At 64.0% G+C, this 18102-nt stretch carries 14 protein-coding genes and 1 tRNA gene; 6 read left to right on the forward strand and 9 right to left on the reverse strand.

The window, feature by feature from the left end:
* Positions 1 to 25 precede the first annotated feature (25 nt).
* Positions 26 to 3181, reverse strand: a complete 3156-nt coding sequence (locus ACK4FJ_RS07195) for an EAL domain-containing protein (protein ID WP_409765169.1) — start codon at positions 3179 to 3181, stop codon at positions 26 to 28.
* Positions 3182 to 3360: 179 nt separating this feature from the next.
* On the opposite strand from ACK4FJ_RS07195, the gene ACK4FJ_RS07200 reads away from it, so the two are divergent.
* Positions 3361 to 4002, forward strand: coding sequence for an FMN-binding negative transcriptional regulator (locus ACK4FJ_RS07200; protein WP_409765170.1), 642 nt, complete (start codon positions 3361 to 3363; stop codon positions 4000 to 4002).
* Positions 4003 to 4049: 47 nt separating this feature from the next.
* Here the strand turns inward: ACK4FJ_RS07200 and ACK4FJ_RS07205 are convergent, their stop codons facing one another.
* From ACK4FJ_RS07205 to ACK4FJ_RS07220, 4 genes are all read right to left on the reverse strand, one after another.
* A complete protein-coding gene (locus tag ACK4FJ_RS07205) occupies positions 4050 to 6488 on the reverse strand; it encodes a methyl-accepting chemotaxis protein (protein ID WP_409765171.1) in 2439 nt (812 codons plus the stop codon).
* 134 nt (positions 6489 to 6622) lie between these two features.
* The gene (locus ACK4FJ_RS07210) at positions 6623 to 8842 is read right to left on the reverse strand and encodes a methyl-accepting chemotaxis protein (RefSeq protein WP_409765172.1); all 2220 of its coding nucleotides are present in this window, start codon (positions 8840 to 8842) and stop codon (positions 6623 to 6625) included.
* Positions 8843 to 9007: 165 nt separating this feature from the next.
* Entirely contained in the window at positions 9008 to 9232 is a 225-nt protein-coding gene (locus tag ACK4FJ_RS07215) for a hypothetical protein (RefSeq protein WP_409765173.1), read from the reverse strand.
* A 305-nt stretch (positions 9233 to 9537) separates the two neighbouring features.
* Positions 9538 to 9612: transfer RNA gene (locus ACK4FJ_RS07220), tRNA-Val, on the reverse strand.
* A 204-nt stretch (positions 9613 to 9816) separates the two neighbouring features.
* On the opposite strand from ACK4FJ_RS07220, the gene ACK4FJ_RS07225 reads away from it, so the two are divergent.
* Both ACK4FJ_RS07225 and ACK4FJ_RS07230 read left to right on the forward strand, forming a co-directional pair.
* Positions 9817 to 10737, forward strand: a complete 921-nt coding sequence (locus tag ACK4FJ_RS07225) for an N-formylglutamate amidohydrolase (RefSeq protein ID WP_409765174.1) — start codon at positions 9817 to 9819, stop codon at positions 10735 to 10737.
* Positions 10738 to 10741: 4 nt separating this feature from the next.
* Positions 10742 to 11104 (forward strand): c-type cytochrome, encoded by a 363-nt coding sequence (locus ACK4FJ_RS07230; protein ID WP_409765175.1) that lies wholly within the window; start codon positions 10742 to 10744, stop codon positions 11102 to 11104.
* 170 nt (positions 11105 to 11274) lie between these two features.
* On the opposite strand, the gene ACK4FJ_RS07235 is transcribed toward ACK4FJ_RS07230, so the two are convergent.
* Positions 11275 to 11754, reverse strand: coding sequence for an Lrp/AsnC family transcriptional regulator (locus tag ACK4FJ_RS07235; RefSeq protein WP_409765176.1), 480 nt, complete (start codon positions 11752 to 11754; stop codon positions 11275 to 11277).
* A 137-nt stretch (positions 11755 to 11891) separates the two neighbouring features.
* On the opposite strand from ACK4FJ_RS07235, the gene phhA reads away from it, so the two are divergent.
* A complete protein-coding gene (phhA, locus tag ACK4FJ_RS07240; protein ID WP_409765177.1) occupies positions 11892 to 12764 on the forward strand; it encodes a phenylalanine 4-monooxygenase in 873 nt (290 codons plus the stop codon).
* A 70-nt stretch (positions 12765 to 12834) separates the two neighbouring features.
* On the opposite strand, the gene ACK4FJ_RS07245 is transcribed toward phhA, so the two are convergent.
* The 3 genes from ACK4FJ_RS07245 to ACK4FJ_RS07255 all read right to left on the reverse strand — a co-directional run bounded on the left by ACK4FJ_RS07245 (position 12835) and on the right by ACK4FJ_RS07255 (position 16877).
* On the reverse strand, positions 12835 to 13209 hold the full coding sequence (locus ACK4FJ_RS07245; protein WP_409765178.1) for a DUF6481 family protein: 375 nt from the start codon (positions 13207 to 13209) through the stop codon (positions 12835 to 12837).
* Between the two features lie 231 nt (positions 13210 to 13440).
* A complete protein-coding gene (locus ACK4FJ_RS07250) occupies positions 13441 to 15732 on the reverse strand; it encodes a methyl-accepting chemotaxis protein (protein ID WP_409765179.1) in 2292 nt (763 codons plus the stop codon).
* A 524-nt stretch (positions 15733 to 16256) separates the two neighbouring features.
* Positions 16257 to 16877 carry a glutathione S-transferase family protein gene (locus ACK4FJ_RS07255; protein WP_409765180.1) on the reverse strand — a complete coding sequence of 207 codons (621 nt, stop codon included), beginning with the start codon at positions 16875 to 16877 and terminating at the stop codon, positions 16257 to 16259.
* Between the two features lie 73 nt (positions 16878 to 16950).
* Here ACK4FJ_RS07255 and ACK4FJ_RS07260 point away from each other — a divergent pair, with 73 nt between their 5' ends.
* Together ACK4FJ_RS07260 and ACK4FJ_RS07265 are read left to right on the forward strand one after the other, a co-directional pair.
* Positions 16951 to 17619, forward strand: coding sequence for a glutathione S-transferase family protein (locus tag ACK4FJ_RS07260; RefSeq protein WP_409765181.1), 669 nt, complete (start codon positions 16951 to 16953; stop codon positions 17617 to 17619).
* Positions 17620 to 17747: 128 nt separating this feature from the next.
* Positions 17748 to 18101 (forward strand): RidA family protein, encoded by a 354-nt coding sequence (locus ACK4FJ_RS07265; protein WP_409765182.1) that lies wholly within the window; start codon positions 17748 to 17750, stop codon positions 18099 to 18101.
* Position 18102: the final 1 nt, after the last annotated feature.

The raw sequence follows: 18102 nt of genomic DNA on the forward strand, positions 1-18102 counted from the left end.
CGGCGCCGCCACATGTGTCGGCCGGTCATGACGTGGCTGGCATCGCCAGGCGATAATCGCGGATGAAGGCCGGCATCTCGTCGGCGGGCATCGGCCGGGCGATCAGGAAACCCTGCCCATAGTCGCAGCCGGCACGGCGCAGGAAATCGAGCTGCGGCTCAGTCTCTATCCCTTCCGCCACCACCTCCAGCCCAAGGTCGTGGGCGATGTCGATGATGGCGCGCACCAGCCGCTCGCCGCGACTGGTGCCGATCTCGGCAACGAAGGCGTGGTCGATCTTGACCAGATGTGCCGGCAGGCGGGCCAGATAGCTCAGCGATGAATAACCGGTGCCGAAATCGTCCAGTGCGATCTTCACACCGGATTCCGCCAGCCGGTCTAGCGTTTCGAGATGGGCCCGGTCGCCTGCCATCATCAGCGTCTCGGTGATCTCTATGATCAGCGGCTGCGGAATGTCGGCCTCACCCTCCAGGGCAGCAGCGACACGGGTATGGAAGTCGCCGGCCTTGACCTGCTCGGGCGAGACATTGACGGCAATCCCGATATCCAGCCCTGCGTCATGCCAGCCGCGGCGCTGCCGGCTTGCCTCGGCCAGCACGCGGTCGCCCAGCAGGCCGATCAGACCGTAGGTTTCGGCGAAGGGAACGAACTGCACCGGGCTCAAAAGACCCCGCTGCGGGTGCCGCCAGCGCGCCAGGCCTTCCGCCTTCACAATCCGGCCGCTGCCCAGATCGACGATCGGCTGATAGTGCAGCACGATCTCTTTGCCCTGCAGGGCGGCCCGCAGCTCGGCCACTGTTGTCAGCCGTTCGTCGACGGTTTCCTGCATGTCCGACGTGAAAAAGCGGCAGGTGTTGCGGCCGGCGCCCTTGGCCGCATACATGGCGGCATCGGCATGCTTGATCAGATCATCGCCGGCACGGCCATCGTTGGGGAATACGCTGATGCCGATGCTGCCGGAGATGAAATAATCATGCCCTTCGATGCGATAGGCGCGCGCCAGCACCGCATTGATCTTTTCCGCCACCAGCCTGGCATCTTCCGCCGTATTGATCTCGTCGAGCAGCACCACGAATTCGTCGCCGCCGAGACGGGCGACCGTGTCGCTCTCGCGCACCGTACCCTGCAGGCGCCGCGCGGTCTCCGTCAGCAGCGCGTCGCCGGCGGTATGGCCAAGCGAGTCGTTGATTTCCTTGAAATGATCCAGATCGATCATCAGCACCGCGCCGGGCCGGCCGTGGCGCATCGACCGCATGATGGCCTGCTGTAGTCGGTCGTTCAGCAGCCGCCGGTTGGGCAGCTCGGTCAGCATGTCGTAATGCGCCTGCCAAGTGACGCGGGCCTCGGCTTCCTTGCGGCTGGTGATGTCGACGAACATGCCGATATAGCTGGTCGGGTTGCCGGTGGCATCGTTGATCCGCGTCACCGACAGCCACTCGCAGTATACATTGCCGTCCTTGCGGCGGTTCCACACCTCGCCCTGCCATAGGCCTGTCGTGCGCAGGGTGTGCCACATGGCGGCATAAAAGTCGCGATCCTGCCTGCCCGACGAGAGCAGCGACGGATTCTTGCCCATCACATCGACGGCATCGTAACCGGTTATGGCGGTGAAGGCTGGATTGATGGCTATGATCCGGTTGTCGCGGTCGCAGACGATGATGGCTTGCGGCGAATTGTCGAACACGGCAGCCGCCTGGCGGAGTTGCAGTTCCATGGCCTTGCGCGGCGTAATATCGGAATGCGTGCCGATCGCCCGGGTTGGGCGGCCATGCTCGTCATGCTCGACCACCTTGCCGCGCACCAGCGCCCACATGTAGGTGCCTGCCTTGGTGCGCAGCCGCATCTCGATATTCAGACGCTCGACCTCGCCATTGCGGAACGCATTGACGCGCTGGATCGCCTGTTTCGAATCCAGCGGATGCAGCAGGTTGAACACCGTCTGCAGCATTGGCGGCAATTCGCTGCTGCGATAGCCCATGCGCGACAGGAATAACGGGCTGAATTCCATGTGATCGTGGGCGATGTCGTATTCCCACACACCTTCTTCGGCGCCATCCAGCGCATGTTTCAGGCGTTCCTCGCTCTGGCGCAGCGCCTGTTCGCGGGTGTTCACGGCCTCGATCAGCCGGTTGACCCCGCGGGTGATAGTCTGGATCTCCAGCGCGCCGGTCGGAGGCAGGGCCTCGACCCGTTCGCCCTGGGCTGCGCGGTGCAGCAGGGCGGCCAATCCATAGACTGGGTCGGCGACGCGGCGACTGATCAGGCGCATCAGGGTCAGCATGGCGACGATGGCGGCCAGGCCAAGGGCCGCCTGCAGGCCCGCCGCGCGCCAGACCTGGCCCAGCAGCGGTTCGGCCGGCAGACTGGCCACCACATGCCAGCCGACCTGGGGAATATCGCGCGCGGCTGCGATCACCGTTTGCGGCATCCGTTCGTCGCGGATCAGGGGATTGGCATTCAGTTTTTCGCTGTCCTGGCGGAAGAGCAGCCAGTCGGGTGCCGGTCGGCCTGGCCGCGCCACGGGATTGCTGCTCAGGATCACGTTACCGCGCGGGCTGATGATGTAGAAATCGCTGTCAGCGGCGCGGCCTTCAAACACGGTCGGGAATGTTTCCAGATCCAGCGGCAGCAACACGGCACCGGTCAACTGGCCGGCGGCATCGCGCAGCGGCATGGCGAAAGAGACAAGCATGCGGTCGGTGATGGTCCCGCGCACGGGTTCGCTGACGGCGAAACTCTGCGGGTCATTGCCCTGGCCGAACCGTTCCACCAGCGAAGGCCAGGATCGTGTCTGCGGCTGCTGCCGCGAGAGCGGCGAGGCTGAACAGATCGGCACGCCATTGCGATCAACCGTCACCAGCGTGGTGTAGCGCGGCAGCAGCAGTTCGGAATCGCTGAACACCTCGTGGCAGCGTTTCGGATCCAGCGCCGCGATGCCGGGGTGCCTCGCCAGATTGCGCAGGATCCGCTCGGCATTGTCGAGCGTGGCGCCGGCCTGGGCCGCGGCGGCGGCGGCCGTCATGTCGGCGGTGGCGCGGGCCGCGGCAATGCGGGTGCGATAATCTCCGGCGATATGCAGGGCCAGCGCCGCCAGCAGGCAAAGCGCCACGCTGGCAAGCAGGATCTGGACATAATGCCTCAGCGGTCGCGCCGGCTGTCCGGAAGGATCTGGTCGCACCATGCCGCATGGGCTACCGCACAGAGGCCGGAAAAATAAGGTATAGATTTGATAATACTTCGGAAATCGGGTTTTTGCGGGGATGGAACGGAGACAATCGGGGTGCAATTTCCCGCTTGCCCGCCGCGCCGGCTGGATATCTGATCGCCCACCATCCGCAGACCAGCACCCGGACCTTACCGATGTATATCCCCGCCCATTTCGCCGCCCGCGACGTCGCCCCCCTTCAGGCCCTGATTGCCGGGCATGCTTTCGGCCTGCTGATTTCCGGCGGGGCGGCAGACATGGTGGCCAGCCATGTGCCGTTCCTCTACGAGCCGGACCATGCTCCCCATGGCCGCCTGGTCTGCCATCTGGCGGCGGCCAATGGCCAGGCAGCGGCGCTGGACGGGCAGGCAGTGCTCTGCATTTTCCAGGGTGTGCATGGGTATGTGTCGCCGAACTGGTATGCGAAGAAGCCGGCGGTGCCGACCTGGAACTACACCGCCGTGCATGCCTATGGCCGCGCCAGCGTGACCCGCGATCCGGCGCGCCTGCGCAACATCGTCGAACGCCTGACAGCCATTTACGAAGGGCCGAATGGCTGGAAGCTGAGCGATGAGCCGGAGAGTTTCGCCACTGGCCTGCTGCGCGGCATCGTTGGGATCGAAATTCCGGTTGAGCGGCTGGAAGGCAAGTTCAAGCTGAGCCAGAACCGCCCGGCCGCCGATGTCGCCGGCGTGATCGCTAACCTGCGCCGGCTTGGCGGCGATGCGAATGTCGCATTGGCCGAGGCGATGCAGCAGGCGGCGGATGAAGCCGCGGCCCGCCGACCGCAAGGCTAGTCAGGGAACGACCGCTCTCCCGATCGGCCGTTTTCAGGTCGGCGATTTCAGTCGGCCGCATCCTTGGCGGCATCGTCGCCATTGTCCGTCTCGGGTTCGCCGGCTTCCAGGGCATCGACCTCGGCCTGCGCCAGCCGGTCATTTGCTGCCGACGTGCCTTCAAATCGGAAATGCCCGACCAGTTCGGCCAGCTGCCGCGCCTGATCGGCCATGGCCTGCGCCGAGGCATTGGTCTGCTCGACCAGAGCGCCGTTGCGCTGGGTCATCTCGTCCATGTTGACCACGGCGCCGTTCACCTCTTCCAGGCCGCGCGCCTGTTCGGCGGATGCCGCCGCGATCTCGGCCACGATGTCGCTCACCTTCTTGATCGCCGTCACGATCTCAGTCAGCGACGTGCCGGCCTGATTCACCAGGGTGGCCCCGGTCTTCACCTGCGCATTCGATTCCTGGATCAGGCCCTTGATGTCCTTTGACGCGTTCGCGCTGCGCTGGGCGAGAGCCCGCACCTCCTGCGCCACGACCGCAAAACCCTTGCCGGCTTCGCCGGCACGGGCCGCTTCCACCGAGGCGTTCAGCGCCAGCAGATTGGTCTGGAAGGCGATCTCGTCGATCAGCGACACGATATCGGAAATCTTCTGCGCGCTGGTTTCGATCTGCGTCACCGCCGCCACCGCGCGACCGACCACGCCGCCGCCTTTCTCCGCCGTGTCACGGGCCGCCGTGGCCAACTGATTGGCGGCTTGGGCATTGTCGGCATTCTGCTTCACCGTTGCCGTCACCTCGTGCATCGAGGCCGCCGTCTGCTCCAGGGCTGCCGCCTGGCTTTCCGTACGCTGTGCCAGGTCCTGGCTGCCGGTCGATATCTCGGCCGAGGCATCGCGCACCAGGGCCGCGGCCGCGGCGAGCTGCTTCATCGTGCCGGCCAGGCGGTCGCTCACTTGGTTGGCGTCGCCGGCCAGCCGCGAGAAGATGCCTTGATAGTCGCCGCCGATGCGATGCGTCAGGTCGCCATCGGCCAGCTTGTGCAGCATGGTGCCCAGATCGCCCAGCGCACGGTCGACCGTGCCGAGCAGGCGGTTGACGTCTTGCCCCAGTTCGCGCATCACGCCATCGATCTTCGCCGTATCGATACGCTGGCTCAGGTCGCCGGCATTGGCGGCGCCGACGATTTCGCCCACAGCGCTCTTCAGCAGGGCTTCCTGCGCCTTACGTTCGGTTTCGAACCGCTCGCGGTCGGCCTCGATCTGGCTCTGCAGCTTGTCGGCCTCCTGACCCTGCTCCTTGAACACCTGCACGGCGCGCGCCATGTCGCCGATCTCGTCGGTGCGGTCCACGCCGTTCACTTCGGCCTGCCAGTCGCGCTTGGCCAGGCGATCCATGGTGCCGGTGGTGGCGACGATCGGATCGATCACGCGGCGGCCGATATAGAGCCAGCCGATCACCACCGCCGAGATCAGGCAGATCGCGGCGATGATGGCCATGCTGGTCTGCGCGATGTTGATGGCGGTCATCGAGGCCGAGGTCGAATTGTCGGTCTCGCTGCGCGCGGATGCCACCAGCTGGTCGACGGCCTCGGCCAGTGCGCTGGCGGCCGAGCGTGCCTCGCTCAGCGACGACACGGCCTGGCGCGCGGCTGCCAGTTCCAGCATGCGGACCTGGAATAGGCCTTCCTCGCCTTCGCTCACCTTGGCCATGGCCGCGACTGTTTCGGCGATTTCCTTGTTCGGGAACACCTCCTGCACGGTATCCAGCGCGCGCAGCATCTCGGCCTTGGTATTGATGTTGTCCACCTGGATCAGTTCGACCTGCTCGGGCGAGTCGGCCTGGGCGGCCACCGCCAGCATGCCGATGGTGAGGTTCACTTTGGCCACCAGGTCCTGGATGGCGCGCGCGCCGGCCACCTGCTTGTCGAGGATGCTCTGGATCATCTCCGAGGCACCCTGGCCGGTGGCACGCGACACCAGTTCGAATTCCATCGTCATGTCCATCACCGCCTGGTCCACGGCCGGCTGGGCCAGAAACAGGAAATTGGCATGATTGTCGGTCAGCGACTTGGTCAGGGCCTGGCGTTTGGCAGCGAGCGCCAGGCGCTCCTTCACCGCATCGTCGATGCGCTGCATGGCATCGGCCAGGCGCACCACGGTGTTTTCCACCTCTTCGCGGATCTCGGCCGGGGCGTCGCTGGCTTTCACCTGGGCCACGGTGCGGTCGATCTGCACCAGCTTGGCCTGCAGTTCGCCCAGCGCGGACTTGCGCTCGCCTTCGCCGGCGGCATAGGCCAGCGTCGGTGCTGCGGCGGCCAGATCGGCGCTCTGCGCCGCCAGCGTGAGCGCACTGCTCACCGCCGGGATGCTGCGTTCGGTCACGCCGCTGAGTGCGCCGCGTACCTGTCCGAAGAAGGCGAACGAGATCAGGCTGGAGATAACTGCCATCGCGGCGATGACGCCGACGGCGAGAAAAAGTTTCTGACGGATGCCGAGACGCATTCTTGCGCTCCCCCACACAATGACTCTGTGGATGGAATTTGCGCCCCGGCGGCACGCGGTGCAACCCTTAAACGCTTTTCACAACTTATGGTTAAGAGCGATTGTGAAGGCGCTGACGCAACGGCAGTTCCGATTCAGAGCTTGAAGAAACCGACCAGATCGGCCAGCTGCCGGCCCTGCTCGGCGAGCGCCTGGGCTGAAGCCGAAGTCTGCTCCACCAGGGCACCGTTACGCTGGGTCATCTCGTCCATCTGGCCCACGGCGGTATTGACCTGGTCCAGGCCGGTGGCCTGTTCGCGGCTGGCGGCGGCGATCTCGGCCACGATGTCGGAAACCTTCTTGATCGAGGCCACGATCTCGGTCAGCGACTGGCCGGTGCGGCCCACCAGGTCGGCCCCGGTCTTCACCTGGGCATTCGATTCCTGGATCAGCGCCTTGATGTCCTTGCTGGCATTGGCCGAACGCTGGGCCAGCGCACGCACCTCCTGCGCCACCACGGCGAAGCCTTTGCCCGCCTCGCCGGCCCGCGCCGCTTCCACCGAGGCGTTCAGCGCCAGCAGATTGGTCTGGAAGGCGATCTCGTCGATCAGGCCGACGATGTCGGAGATCTTCTGCGCGCTCTCCTCGATCCGGCTCACCGCCGAGACGGCATCGCCCACCACGCTGCCGCCCTTCTCCGCCGTGTCGCGGGCCGCCGTGGCCAGCTGGTTGGCGGCCTGGGCGTTGTCGGCATTCTGCTTCACCGTCGTGGTGATCTCGTGCATCGACGCCGCAGTTTCCTCGATCGAAGCGGCCTGGCTCTCCGTGCGCTGGGCCAGGTCCTGGCTGCCGGTAGAAATCTCGGCAGACGCATCGCGTACCTGGCGCGAGGCCTCCGCCAGACGTTGGGCAAAATCGCGCATGCGATCGGCCATGGCATCGGCCCCGGTTTTCAGCTGGCCGAAAATGCCGGGATACTGCTTGTCCGAACGGCGCGTCAGGTCGCCGGCGGCGACCGCGCGGATACCGTCCGCGATTTCGCCGGTCATCGCCTGGCATTTATCCGACATGACGTTGATCGCCTCGCCCAGCGCCTTGATGAAGCCGGTGCGCGTGGACGTGTCGATACGGTCGGCGAAGCCCTTGTCGCTGGCGCTCTCGATCATCGCCACCAGTTCGTCGCCCATCCGCACATCCTCGGTGCGGTCGGCCCATTCCACCACGGTGCCGACGCGGTCGCCGCGCCGGTTGATGGCGGCATTGGCGGTCAGGTCGAAAATGCGACCACCCACGGTGATCCGTGCTTTGTATTCGCCTTTCAGGCCGGCGAGCAGCTTCTGCTGATGCGCCGGGTTCTTGTGGAAGATATCGATATTCTTGCCGATCAGGTCCTGGGCATCGAAATGCGGCAGGTCCCTGCGGATGTCCTCCTGCGCGCGGCCCAGTGTCTGCAAGACACCGCGATTGCAGTAGACGATGACGTTATTCTCGTCGGCGATCATCACATTGGTGGAGACATTCTCCAGCCCGCTTTCGGCGCGGGCCGCCGCCACCGACGTTTGTTTCAGCTTCTCGACCGCGCGCGCCAGGCTGCCGATCTCGTCGCCGCGATCCTGATAGCCGATCTGCACCGAGAGATCGTGTTCGGCCAGGCGGTGCGTCGCCTCGGTCAGACGCGGCAGCGGCCGCATGATGGCGCGGGTGAGCAGCAGGGCAATACCGATGCCGATCACGACGGCGATGCCACCAACGATCAGGATCTCCATGGCTACCTGATTGCTGAAGGCATCGATGCGCGATTTCAGCACGCCGGCATAGAGGATGCCGATCACCTTGCCGGCCGGATCGTGCACCGGGTGATAGACGGTGTAATAGGGCTTGCCCAGGATCACCGCCTCGCCCAGATAGGTGCGGCCGGCCGCCACCGGCGCATAGGCGGCACTGGCCTTGCCCAGTGGCGTGCCCACGGCGCGGGCGCCGTCATCGCGTTTGATGTTGGTGGTCTTGCGAAAAAAATCCTGTTCGGCCTCCTGCCAGCGGAACAGGGTGGCGGTCTCGCCGGTCAGCGTGCCGATTTCATCGATCATGGCGTGATCGGTGAAATCAGGAATCTCCTTCATCGTCACACGACCGACCCGGCCCTGAGCGTCGATCTCGAATGTCGTATCGGGAAAGCTCTTGCGCACCAGGATTGCCAGGGTGCGCAGGCTGTTATTCTGGCGTTCGATGACCTGGTTGGCCACCTCGTTGCGGATTTCCCAGATGGCGCCGCCACCCACGGCGACTGAAGTCAGGATGATCAGGACGGCGACGATCAGCGCGATCTTTGTGACAAGCGACAGACCGCCGATACGAGAGGAGCTGGCAGGGGACATGCGGGTATCTCCGGTACACTGCTTCAACCAGTCGTACGGAGACGCTATCAAAAATCAGCAGGCCAGAGAGTCTTTTTCTACCAGAGAATGGCCGTGTACAGCCAAATTGCTGCGTTTGCGTGAAGATCAGTATGATGAGGTTACAGCCTTTGGCTACATGACAGATCAGCTGTCGAGCCGGGTGTATTTCCCGCTGAGTGCCAGCGCCTGCAACGTAATCAGACGCTCTTCGCCGCCCGGCTCCAGTTTGCGAATGGCGGCATGCTCGGGCAGGTTCGGCAGCGCCACGATGCGCTCGACCCGCCAGCGCGGCTGTGCGGCGCGTGGCAGGAACCGCGAGCATTCAACAAAAACGGTGCCGATGGGGATGGTGGCGGTTTCGACGCTCATGCGGCGCTCCCGTAACGGAATCCGTGGCGCGATGCGCTGCCGCGGACAGACTCGTGGAACAGAGGATGACTCATCCTGAACGCCATGCCTGATTGCTCCCCACTTCGCGCCGCCCGGATCGGGCGGCGGCAGATTGCCCCGGCAGCGGACCGCTGCGGCAATGCAGCGACCTTTTCATGAGTATGCTTAATTATGTCTGAATAAAAAAGCCGGTTTTCCGGCTTTTTCTGGCGAACAAGCCCGAGTCGAATTCGCGCACGGGGTGCTGAAAGGCCTTATAAAGGCTGGAAATCCGGTTGGGCGCGTGGTGGGCGGTACAAGGATCGAACTTGTGACCCCTACCATGTCAAGGTAGTGCTCTACCGCTGAGCTAACCGCCCGTTCGCGCTGCCTGAAGCGCCGGGCAGAGCCGGGCCGCAGTATCCGGGGGTCGACCGGACCGGCTGGCTTTTAAACACTGACGGGCCGGTTGGCAAGCCCTGCCCCCTGCCCCATAGTCAATGGCCCGCAGTCGATCCATGGCCGATCCCGGCCCCAATCCTATTATTCATTGCTCCGTACCCGCGTTCCCTTTCAGGTCCTTCATGACAAGCAGCGCCAGTCTCAGAACCCGCCAGTTCCAGCCCGATCCGGAGTTTCCGGCCGATCCGCCGATCCGCGTCAGCCGGCCGGCCGGCAGCAACCGTTCGGCCCTGGTGCTGTCCTCGCCTCATTCGGGCGACATCTATCCGGCCAGTTTCCGGGGCGCCAGCCAGCTTGATCCGCTCACCCTGCGCCGTTCGGAAGATGCCTTCATCCACGAGCTTTACGCGGCCGGGCCGGCTCTGGGCGCACCCCTGCTCGAAGCCCTGTTCCCGCGCGCCTATTGCGATCCCAACCGTGCCGCCTACGAACTCGATCCCGCCATGTTCGACGCGCCGCTGCCGCCTCATGTGGTGACCGACAGCTCCAAGATCGGCGCCGGTCTTGGCACCATCGCCCGCGTCGTCACCGGCGGGCTGGAGATCTACAAGGGCAAGCTTGCCTTCACCGAGGCCGAGCGCCGGGTCGAAACCTGCTGGCGGCCCTATCACGACGCCCTGGAAACCCTGCTGGAAGAAGCGAAGGCCTGCCATGGCGTGGCGCTGCTGCTTGACTGCCATTCCATGCCTTCGGTAGGCGGCACGCATAATCCCGATGCCGGCCAGCGTCGCGCCGACATGGTGATCGGTGATTTCCATGGCGTGTCCTGCGCGCCGCGCCTGGTCGACCGCGTCGAGGATTACCTGAAATCCTGCGGCTTCAGCACCACGCGCAACAAGCCCTATGCCGGCGGCTACATCACGCAGTATTACAGCCGGCGCGACCAGGGCATCCATTCCCTGCAGCTTGAGATCAACCGCGACCTCTACATGGACGAGACGCGCATCGAGAAAGCTGGCGGCTTCAACCGCGTGCAGGGCGCCATGACCGGCCTGATCGAGTTGCTGATCGCCTCGGCCACGCCCGACTTCTTGAAAGAGTGATGCGATGACCGCGCGCCGCCTTGGTTTCCTGCTGGCTTTCGCGCTATTCGCTACCTGCAGCAAGACGATTCCGATCGACACGGCGCGTGCCGCCGATACCGCGAAGGTGGCGCAGGCAGCCGAAGTGGGCGATGCGAACCAGGGCCGCGTGCTGACCGAACGCTGGTGCTCGTCCTGCCATGGCACGGCATCCGTGGGCAGCGATGCGGCGCCATCGCTGCCGCGCCTGATGCGCGGCCGGCCGAGCGACGAGGCGCGTTTGCGCGGCTGGCTCGCTGCGCCGCATCCGCCGATGCGCGGCATCGAACTTTCGCGCCAGCAGACCGAAGATATCGTGGCCTATCTGCGGCGCCTGAGCCGGGATTAGACTTCAGAACATTTCTTTATGCGTCGTGGCCGGGCTCAAGAATCTTCATGGCGGCCATGACCAAAGATATAGACCGTCATGCTCGGGCTTGGCCCGAGCATCCACGTTTTGCTTTAAAAACTCGTGGATGCCCGGCACAAGGCCGGGCATGACATTTTTATATAATTGCCTCACCCCGCGGCCTGCTCCAGCGGCAGGGCCGTGGTCTGCTTGATCCGGTGCAGCACGATGCTCGATCGCACGCTGCGCATGCCTGGCACGCGCAGCAGGCGCTGGCTCAGGAAATCGGCAAAGGCTTTCAGGTCGGGAGCCACGATGCGCAGCACAAAGTCGGCCTCCCCGGTCACCGACCAGCATTCCAGGATTTCCGGACAGGCCAGCACGGTCTGCTCGAAGCCCTGCACGATGCCCTCGGCATGGCGCTCCATCGATACCGCCGTGAAAGCCTGCACGGTCAGGCCCACCGCCTCGGGCCGCAGCAGGGCGGCATAGCGTTCCACCACGCCCTCCTGTTCCAGGCGGTTCAGACGCCGGCTGATCTGGCTGGCGCTCAGGCCCACGGCATCGGCCAGGGCGGCGTTGGGCGCGCGGCCATCCTGCTGCAGGGCGGCCAGCAGGCGCAGGTCAAAGACATCCAGATCCGTCTGCATGCACGGTTTCTCCGATTTTAAGAAGTTTATGCCACTTTCATGCATACTGCGATAAAAAACCGCGTCATGTTGCGGAGTTTTTGCGCAGCATTCGCCATATCCTTGCTGGAACATGAATACGGCAGAGGGAGGCCGCCATGGTCGCGCAAGAGCATCTGGCCGATCTGGAGATCGCCGCCGATTTCACCCACGCCCAGCCGCTGGACCGCTACACGGCCGAGGACCATGCCGTATGGCGCACTCTGTTCGCGCGCCAGGCCGCCCTGCTGCCTGGCCGGGCCTGCCCGGAATTCCTTGCCGGCCTGAAAGGCCTGGGCATGGCCTCGGATGGCGTGCCGGATTTTGAACGCCTGTCCGATGTGCTGGAAAAGGCCACGGGCTGGCGCATCGTCTGTGTGCCCGGCCTGGTGCCGGACGACATCTTCTTCGGCCATCTGGCAAAACGCCGCTTCCCGGTCACCTGGTGGATCCGCCGGGCCGACCAGCTCGACTACATCCAGGAACCCGATGCCTTCCACGACATTTATGGCCATGTGCCGTTGCTGATGAACCCGGTCTTCGCCGATTACATGCAGGCCTATGGCGAGGGCGGGCTGAAGGCGGCCGGGCTGAACGCGCTGCATCGTCTGGCGCGGCTCTACTGGTACACGGTGGAATTCGGCCTGATCGAGACGGCAGAGGGCCCGCGCATCTACGGCGCGGGAATCCTGTCGTCCAAAGGCGAAAGCGTGTTCTGCCTCGATTCAGCCGCGCCCAACCGCGTGCGCTTCGACCTGCTGCGGCTGATGCGCACGCGCTATCGCATCGACACGTTCCAGAAAACCTATTTCGTGATCCGCAGTTTCGAGGAGCTGTTCGAGGCGACCAAGCCCGATTTCACGCCGCTCTATGCGGCGCTGGAATCGCGGCCCGATCTGGGTGCCGGCGATCTCGATGCTGAAGACGTGGTGCTCACGCGCGGCACGCTCGATGCGGCCGAGGGCGGCTGGGGCGAGTCTGCGGATGTGTGAATTGTGAAACGTGAATGGCCGGCATGTCGCCGGCCATGACGATCTTCTTCGGGTCTTACTGCCGCTAAACTTACTTCCGGCGCGCCTTGCGGGCGGCATAACGCGCGTCGCGCGCCGCCTTCAGTTCGGCTTCGGATTTCACTTTGACATTGGCCTTGGCGGCGCGGGCGGCTTCCAGGGCTTCCTGCTCGGCTTTGGCAGCCGCGTCGGCGGCGGCCTTCGCGGCTTCGCGTTCCGCTGCCTTGCGCGCGGCCTCGGCCAGCTTGGCGGCCTTGCGCTCGGCCTCGGCGGCTTCGCGACGGCGGCTGGCTTCCAGTCGGGCCGCCTGGCGGGCGGCGAAATCGGGGTCGTTGGCGGGATTCAGCGCCCGCGCCTTGTCGAGCAGGGCCTTACGCGCCGCTGCTGCCGTGCCGAGCCGTTCGGCAAAGCCGTCCTTATCCTTCATGCATCACCTGGTTGTCGGTCAAAAAGGCCGGCTGTCCGGGGATGCAATGCATCCGGGGGCCGCCAGCGCGCCATAGGCGCAGATGGCGGGGCGTTTGTCCAGCCGGCGCGATGTTCTCCTGCCCTGCTTTCCTGCCATGGCGACCGCTAGGCACAGGTTTTTGCACCGACCGGGCCGATTTGCCCTGGCCATCTGGATGGCGTTTGAGTACCGGCGCAAACGCCCAACGGCCTAGGTGCGGAAGAAACGCACCAGTTCCGCCAGCTTGCCGGCCTGATCGGCCATGGATTGCGTGACAGCGGTATTCTCCTCCACCAGCGCGGCATTGCGCTGGGTCATCTCGTCCATCTGGCCCACGGCGGTGTTGATCTGATCCAGGCCGGTGGCCTGCTCACGGCTGGCGGCCGCGATCTCGGCCACGATGTCGGAGACTTTCTTGATCGCGGATACGATCTCGGTCAGCGACTGGCCGGTGCGGCCGACCAGATCGGCCCCCGCTTTCACCTGGGCATTCGATTCAGTGATCAGCGCCTTGATATCCTTCGACGCATTGGCGCTGCGCTGGGCCAGCGCCCGCACTTCCTGCGCCACCACGGCGAAGCCCTTGCCAGCCTCGCCGGCGCGGGCAGCCTCGACCGAGGCATTCAAGGCGAGCAGGTTGGTCTGGAAGGCGATTTCGTCGATCAGGCCGACAATGTCGCTGATCTTCTGCGCACTCTCCTCGATGCGGGTGACAGCGGCAACGGCATCGCCAACAACCTGGCCGCCGCGTTCCGCCGTATTGCGTGCCGCTACAGCCAACTGGTTGGCGGCCTGTGCATTGTCGGCATTCTGTTTCACTGTCGTGGTGACTTCATGCATCGAGGCCGCCGTTTCCTCAATGCTCGCTGCCTGGCTTTCCGTCCGTTGCGCCAGGTCCTGATTGCCCGACATCAGCTCAGAAGAGGCGCTGTGAACCGCCTCGGCGCTTTCTCCGAGTTGCTGGGCGAAAATGCGCAGCCGCTGGGCCGTGCCATTTGCCGAGGTTTTCAGTTGACCGAAAGCGCCATGATAGTCGCCACCGATCTGGCGTGTGACATCGCCTTCCGCCATGCCACCCATGACGGCCGTGAATTCTCCAAATACCTGCTCCAGCGTTTTCGCAAGGCCATTCATCTGTTGCGACAGGCCAAGGAATACGCCGCTTTTATCGGTTTCCTTGATCCGGCTGTCGATCTGGCCTGCGGCGATCGCGGCACAAAAGCCAGCAATCTCGCGGCTGATTGCCTCATTGCGCTTCATTTCCTCGTCCTGTGCGCGCTTCTCCTCTTCAAGACGATTACGCTCCTCGTTTTCCAGCTTCTGCGCATGCGCCGCGCTTTCGCGCAGACCTTCCAGTGCGGTTGATATGCGGCCGAGTTCATCAGGATAGGCGGCTGACGGCACTGGCGTGGCATAATCCCGCTGTCGCAGGCCATCCACGGCGGTCAGCAACCGGCCCACCGGACCGGCGAAGCGGCGACGCAACACAATAATGCCGAACATCGAGATCAGTACGGCCACCGCCACGGCTGCACCGCTGACGATTAATCGCTGCTGGGCTGCATCCTGCGCGTTATCCGCATAGGCAATGGCTTGATCCAGAGCCGTATAGGCAATGCCGACAATCTGCTCGAAGGGGCCCTGGCAGAGGGCGTTCCACTCAGCCGGCGGCATGAGCGGATTGCCGCTGCCATCCAGCTTCTTGACTGCATCGTCGATGCCGGTCTGCGCCTTGTCGTAGCTTGCCTTGGCATTGCGCACGGCCTGCTGAACGGCAGGCAGGATGCCGTTGCGGGCGACAAGTTCTTCCAGTCCTTCCCACCCTGCCATCACGATGCCGCGGTTGCGGGTGAGGGTGGCGCGTTGCGCATCGTCCAGGGGTTTGCTCTGGTTGATGTTCGGGCGCTGGATCGAACACTGGATGCCATAGCGGTCGCGGATCTGCCATGCGAAGCGCCGCACCTGCACCAGTTCCGCGATCGTTGGGTCAAGGATGCGGATCTCGTTGCTGACCACCGCTGAAGTGGCGTTCACGGCGTTGATCAGCCCGGTGGTCGAATTGTACCAGTTGTTGGTATTGGCGATGGCGCGGCTTGCTTTCGGCTTGTCGCCCTCGGCGATCAGCTCGGCAAACCTGTTTTCCACCACGGCCCAGTCCTCGGCTATCTTGGCTTTCAGCCTGGCCTGATCGGGGATGTCCAGGCCGCTGAAGGCCCGCTGCACATTGGCATAGCGCTTCAGGTAATCCGCCTTGATGGCGTCCATGGCGGCGCGACCGTTGTCGAGCGCCAGAAGGTCGGCCTGGGCCTGTCCGCGCTGGACGCGGAAATTGGCAACGGAATCGAAGAGCAGGCGGTCCGCCTGTGCCAGCGCCACAATCTTTCCTTTCTCAACCGCGTTGAGATAGGCCTCGCGCATCTGAAGTAAGGTCATGACGATCCCGACCGCGCCAAGCAGCAGGATGATGACCAGCAGCAGCCGGTTGAGCGAATGGCGGAACATGGCGGTTTTCCTGACAGGGTTTTTTCGGCTTTGGATGTCAGGGATCGTAAAGCCGAGGCTCGGCTATGCCGGGATTAATTTCCGATAATGCAATACCTTAAATTGTGCCCTGAAGATTGGGTTGTCGCCGCGGCCGATTTGTACTATATTTGTTCTATGATTTCGCATACCGTCTTCAAATTAACCGAACCGGGTAGTTAAGGCGAAAAATGGCTAAAAATGCAGTTTTGAAGGCTAGAAACGGCCTTAAACGAATGGAACTCGACAAAAACTGGCATTAAAGGGTCGCAAAATCGCCCCTTCTGGCCGGAAAAACGCCCTTGACTGGTATTTTGGAGGATTTCATGGCCGGTTTGCTGTTTCAAAGCCCGAGAAATGGCCCAGATAAGCGGCGCTAGGCAAGACGAAGCGTAACGAGGCCAAAGGATGCCGTAACGAGCTCAAACGAAACAAAACGAACACTGGCGAAGCGAAACGAACTCGAACGAAGCAGAACGAACCCAAACGAGCCATTCCGGTCAACGTCATTCCATGGGCACCATCACATGCCGGGCATAACCTGGGCGGGCACCCAGCCGGGCGTGCCAGGCGGCCAGGTGCGGCAGGTCCGGCCGGGTGATGGGGAAACTCAGCCAGCGCTGCAGATGGCAGCCCAGCGGGATGTCGCCCATGGTCAGCCTGTCGCCACCTAGATAGGGGCGACTCGCGAGGTGGGCATCGACCCGGCCCCAGAGTTCGGCCAGCCGGGTTTCGGCCGCAGTCATGGCATTCAGGTCGGCGTGCACCGGATCGCGCACAAAGCCCCAGAACAGCACGCGCATGGGCTCGCCGAGCGTGGTCGGCACCCAGTCCATCCAGCGGTCGGCCTCCGAGCGCGCCGCAGGGGCCTCGGGCCAGAGCTGCCCCGCGCCGTAACGGGCGGCCAGATAGCGCACGATGGCGTTGCTTTCCCAGTGCAGGCTGCCGTCGCTGTCCTGGAGCGTCGGCACCAGGCCGTTGGGGTTCATGGCGCGGTAGGCCGGCGAATCGAGGCCGCCGAACGGCCCGCCGGCGGGGATATGCTCATAGGCCAGCCCCAGTTCCTCGGCCGCCCACAGCACCTTCTGCACGTTCACCGAGCTGCCGCGACCCCAGATTTTCAGCATGCCCTTGGCACCCCTTGCATTTTTCCGACCTGAATCTTTTTCGACACCCTGAATACGACTAAACTCCGCAGCCATGCGCAAGCTGTACCATCTGTGGCTGTCGCCCCAGTCCCGCAAAGTCCGCGTCCTGCTCCGCGAGAAGGGGCTCGAATTCGACCTCGAGGTCGAGAAGGTGTGGGAGCGCCGGCCGGAATTCCTCGCCATGGACCCCACCGGCGAGGGTCCCGTGCTGGTCGAGCATGACGGCCGCGTGCTGGCCGAGAGCCAGGCGATCTGCGAATACCTCGACGAGGTCTATCCCAACAAGATGCTGATCGGCTTCGATCCGCCCGGCCGCGCCGAGACGCGCCGGCTGGTCTCGTGGTGGGATCACAAATTCGGCCGCGAGGTGTCCGAGCCGCTGGTCTTCGAGAAGGTGATGAAGCGTTTCCTCGGCATGGGCCATCCCGAATCCGCCGTGATCCGCATCGCCCATGCCAACCTCAAGATCCACCTCGACTACATCGGCTGGCTCACCGAGCGGCGCAACTGGCTGGCCGGCGAGGATTTCAGCCTGGCCGACATCGCGGCGGCCGCGCACTTAAGCTGCGTCGACTATCTGGGCGACATCCCGTGGGACGATTATGCCGGCGCCAAGGACTGGTATGCCCGCGTGAAGTCGCGGCCGAGTTTCCGCCCGCTGCTGGCTGACCACATTCCCGGCCTGCCGCCACCGAAGCATTACGCCGATCTGGATTTCTAGAGGTTTTAAAGAAGCTGTCATGCTCGGGCTTGGCCCGAGCATCCACGAGTTCATGTTTAACAACACGTGGATGCCACGCCTAAAGCGTGGCATGACGTGAATAGAGAGAGAGAGAAGGAGACTACCCCATGTCCATCCGCCGCATCGATGTCGGCCCCCGCATGAGCCAGGCCGTGGTGCACGGCAAGACGGTCTATCTGGCCGGCCAGGTCGCCGCCGATCCCAAGGCCGATGTCACCGGCCAGACCGAACAGATCCTCGGCCAGATCGACAAGCTGCTGGCCCAGGCCGGCACCGACAAGACGCGTATCCTCTCGGCCAGTGTCTGGGTGGCGGATATCAAGACCTTTGCCGATATGAACAAGGCCTGGGATGCCTGGGTGCCGAAGGGCAACACGCCGGCCCGCGCCACCACGGAAGCCAAGCTGGCCGCGCCGGAATACAAGGTCGAGATCGCCTGCATCGCCGCCCTGCCGGACTGAG

Source organism: Ferrovibrio sp., from assembly GCF_046297595.1.
In the GTDB taxonomy this organism is placed as follows: Bacteria; Pseudomonadota; Alphaproteobacteria; order Ferrovibrionales; family Ferrovibrionaceae; genus Ferrovibrio.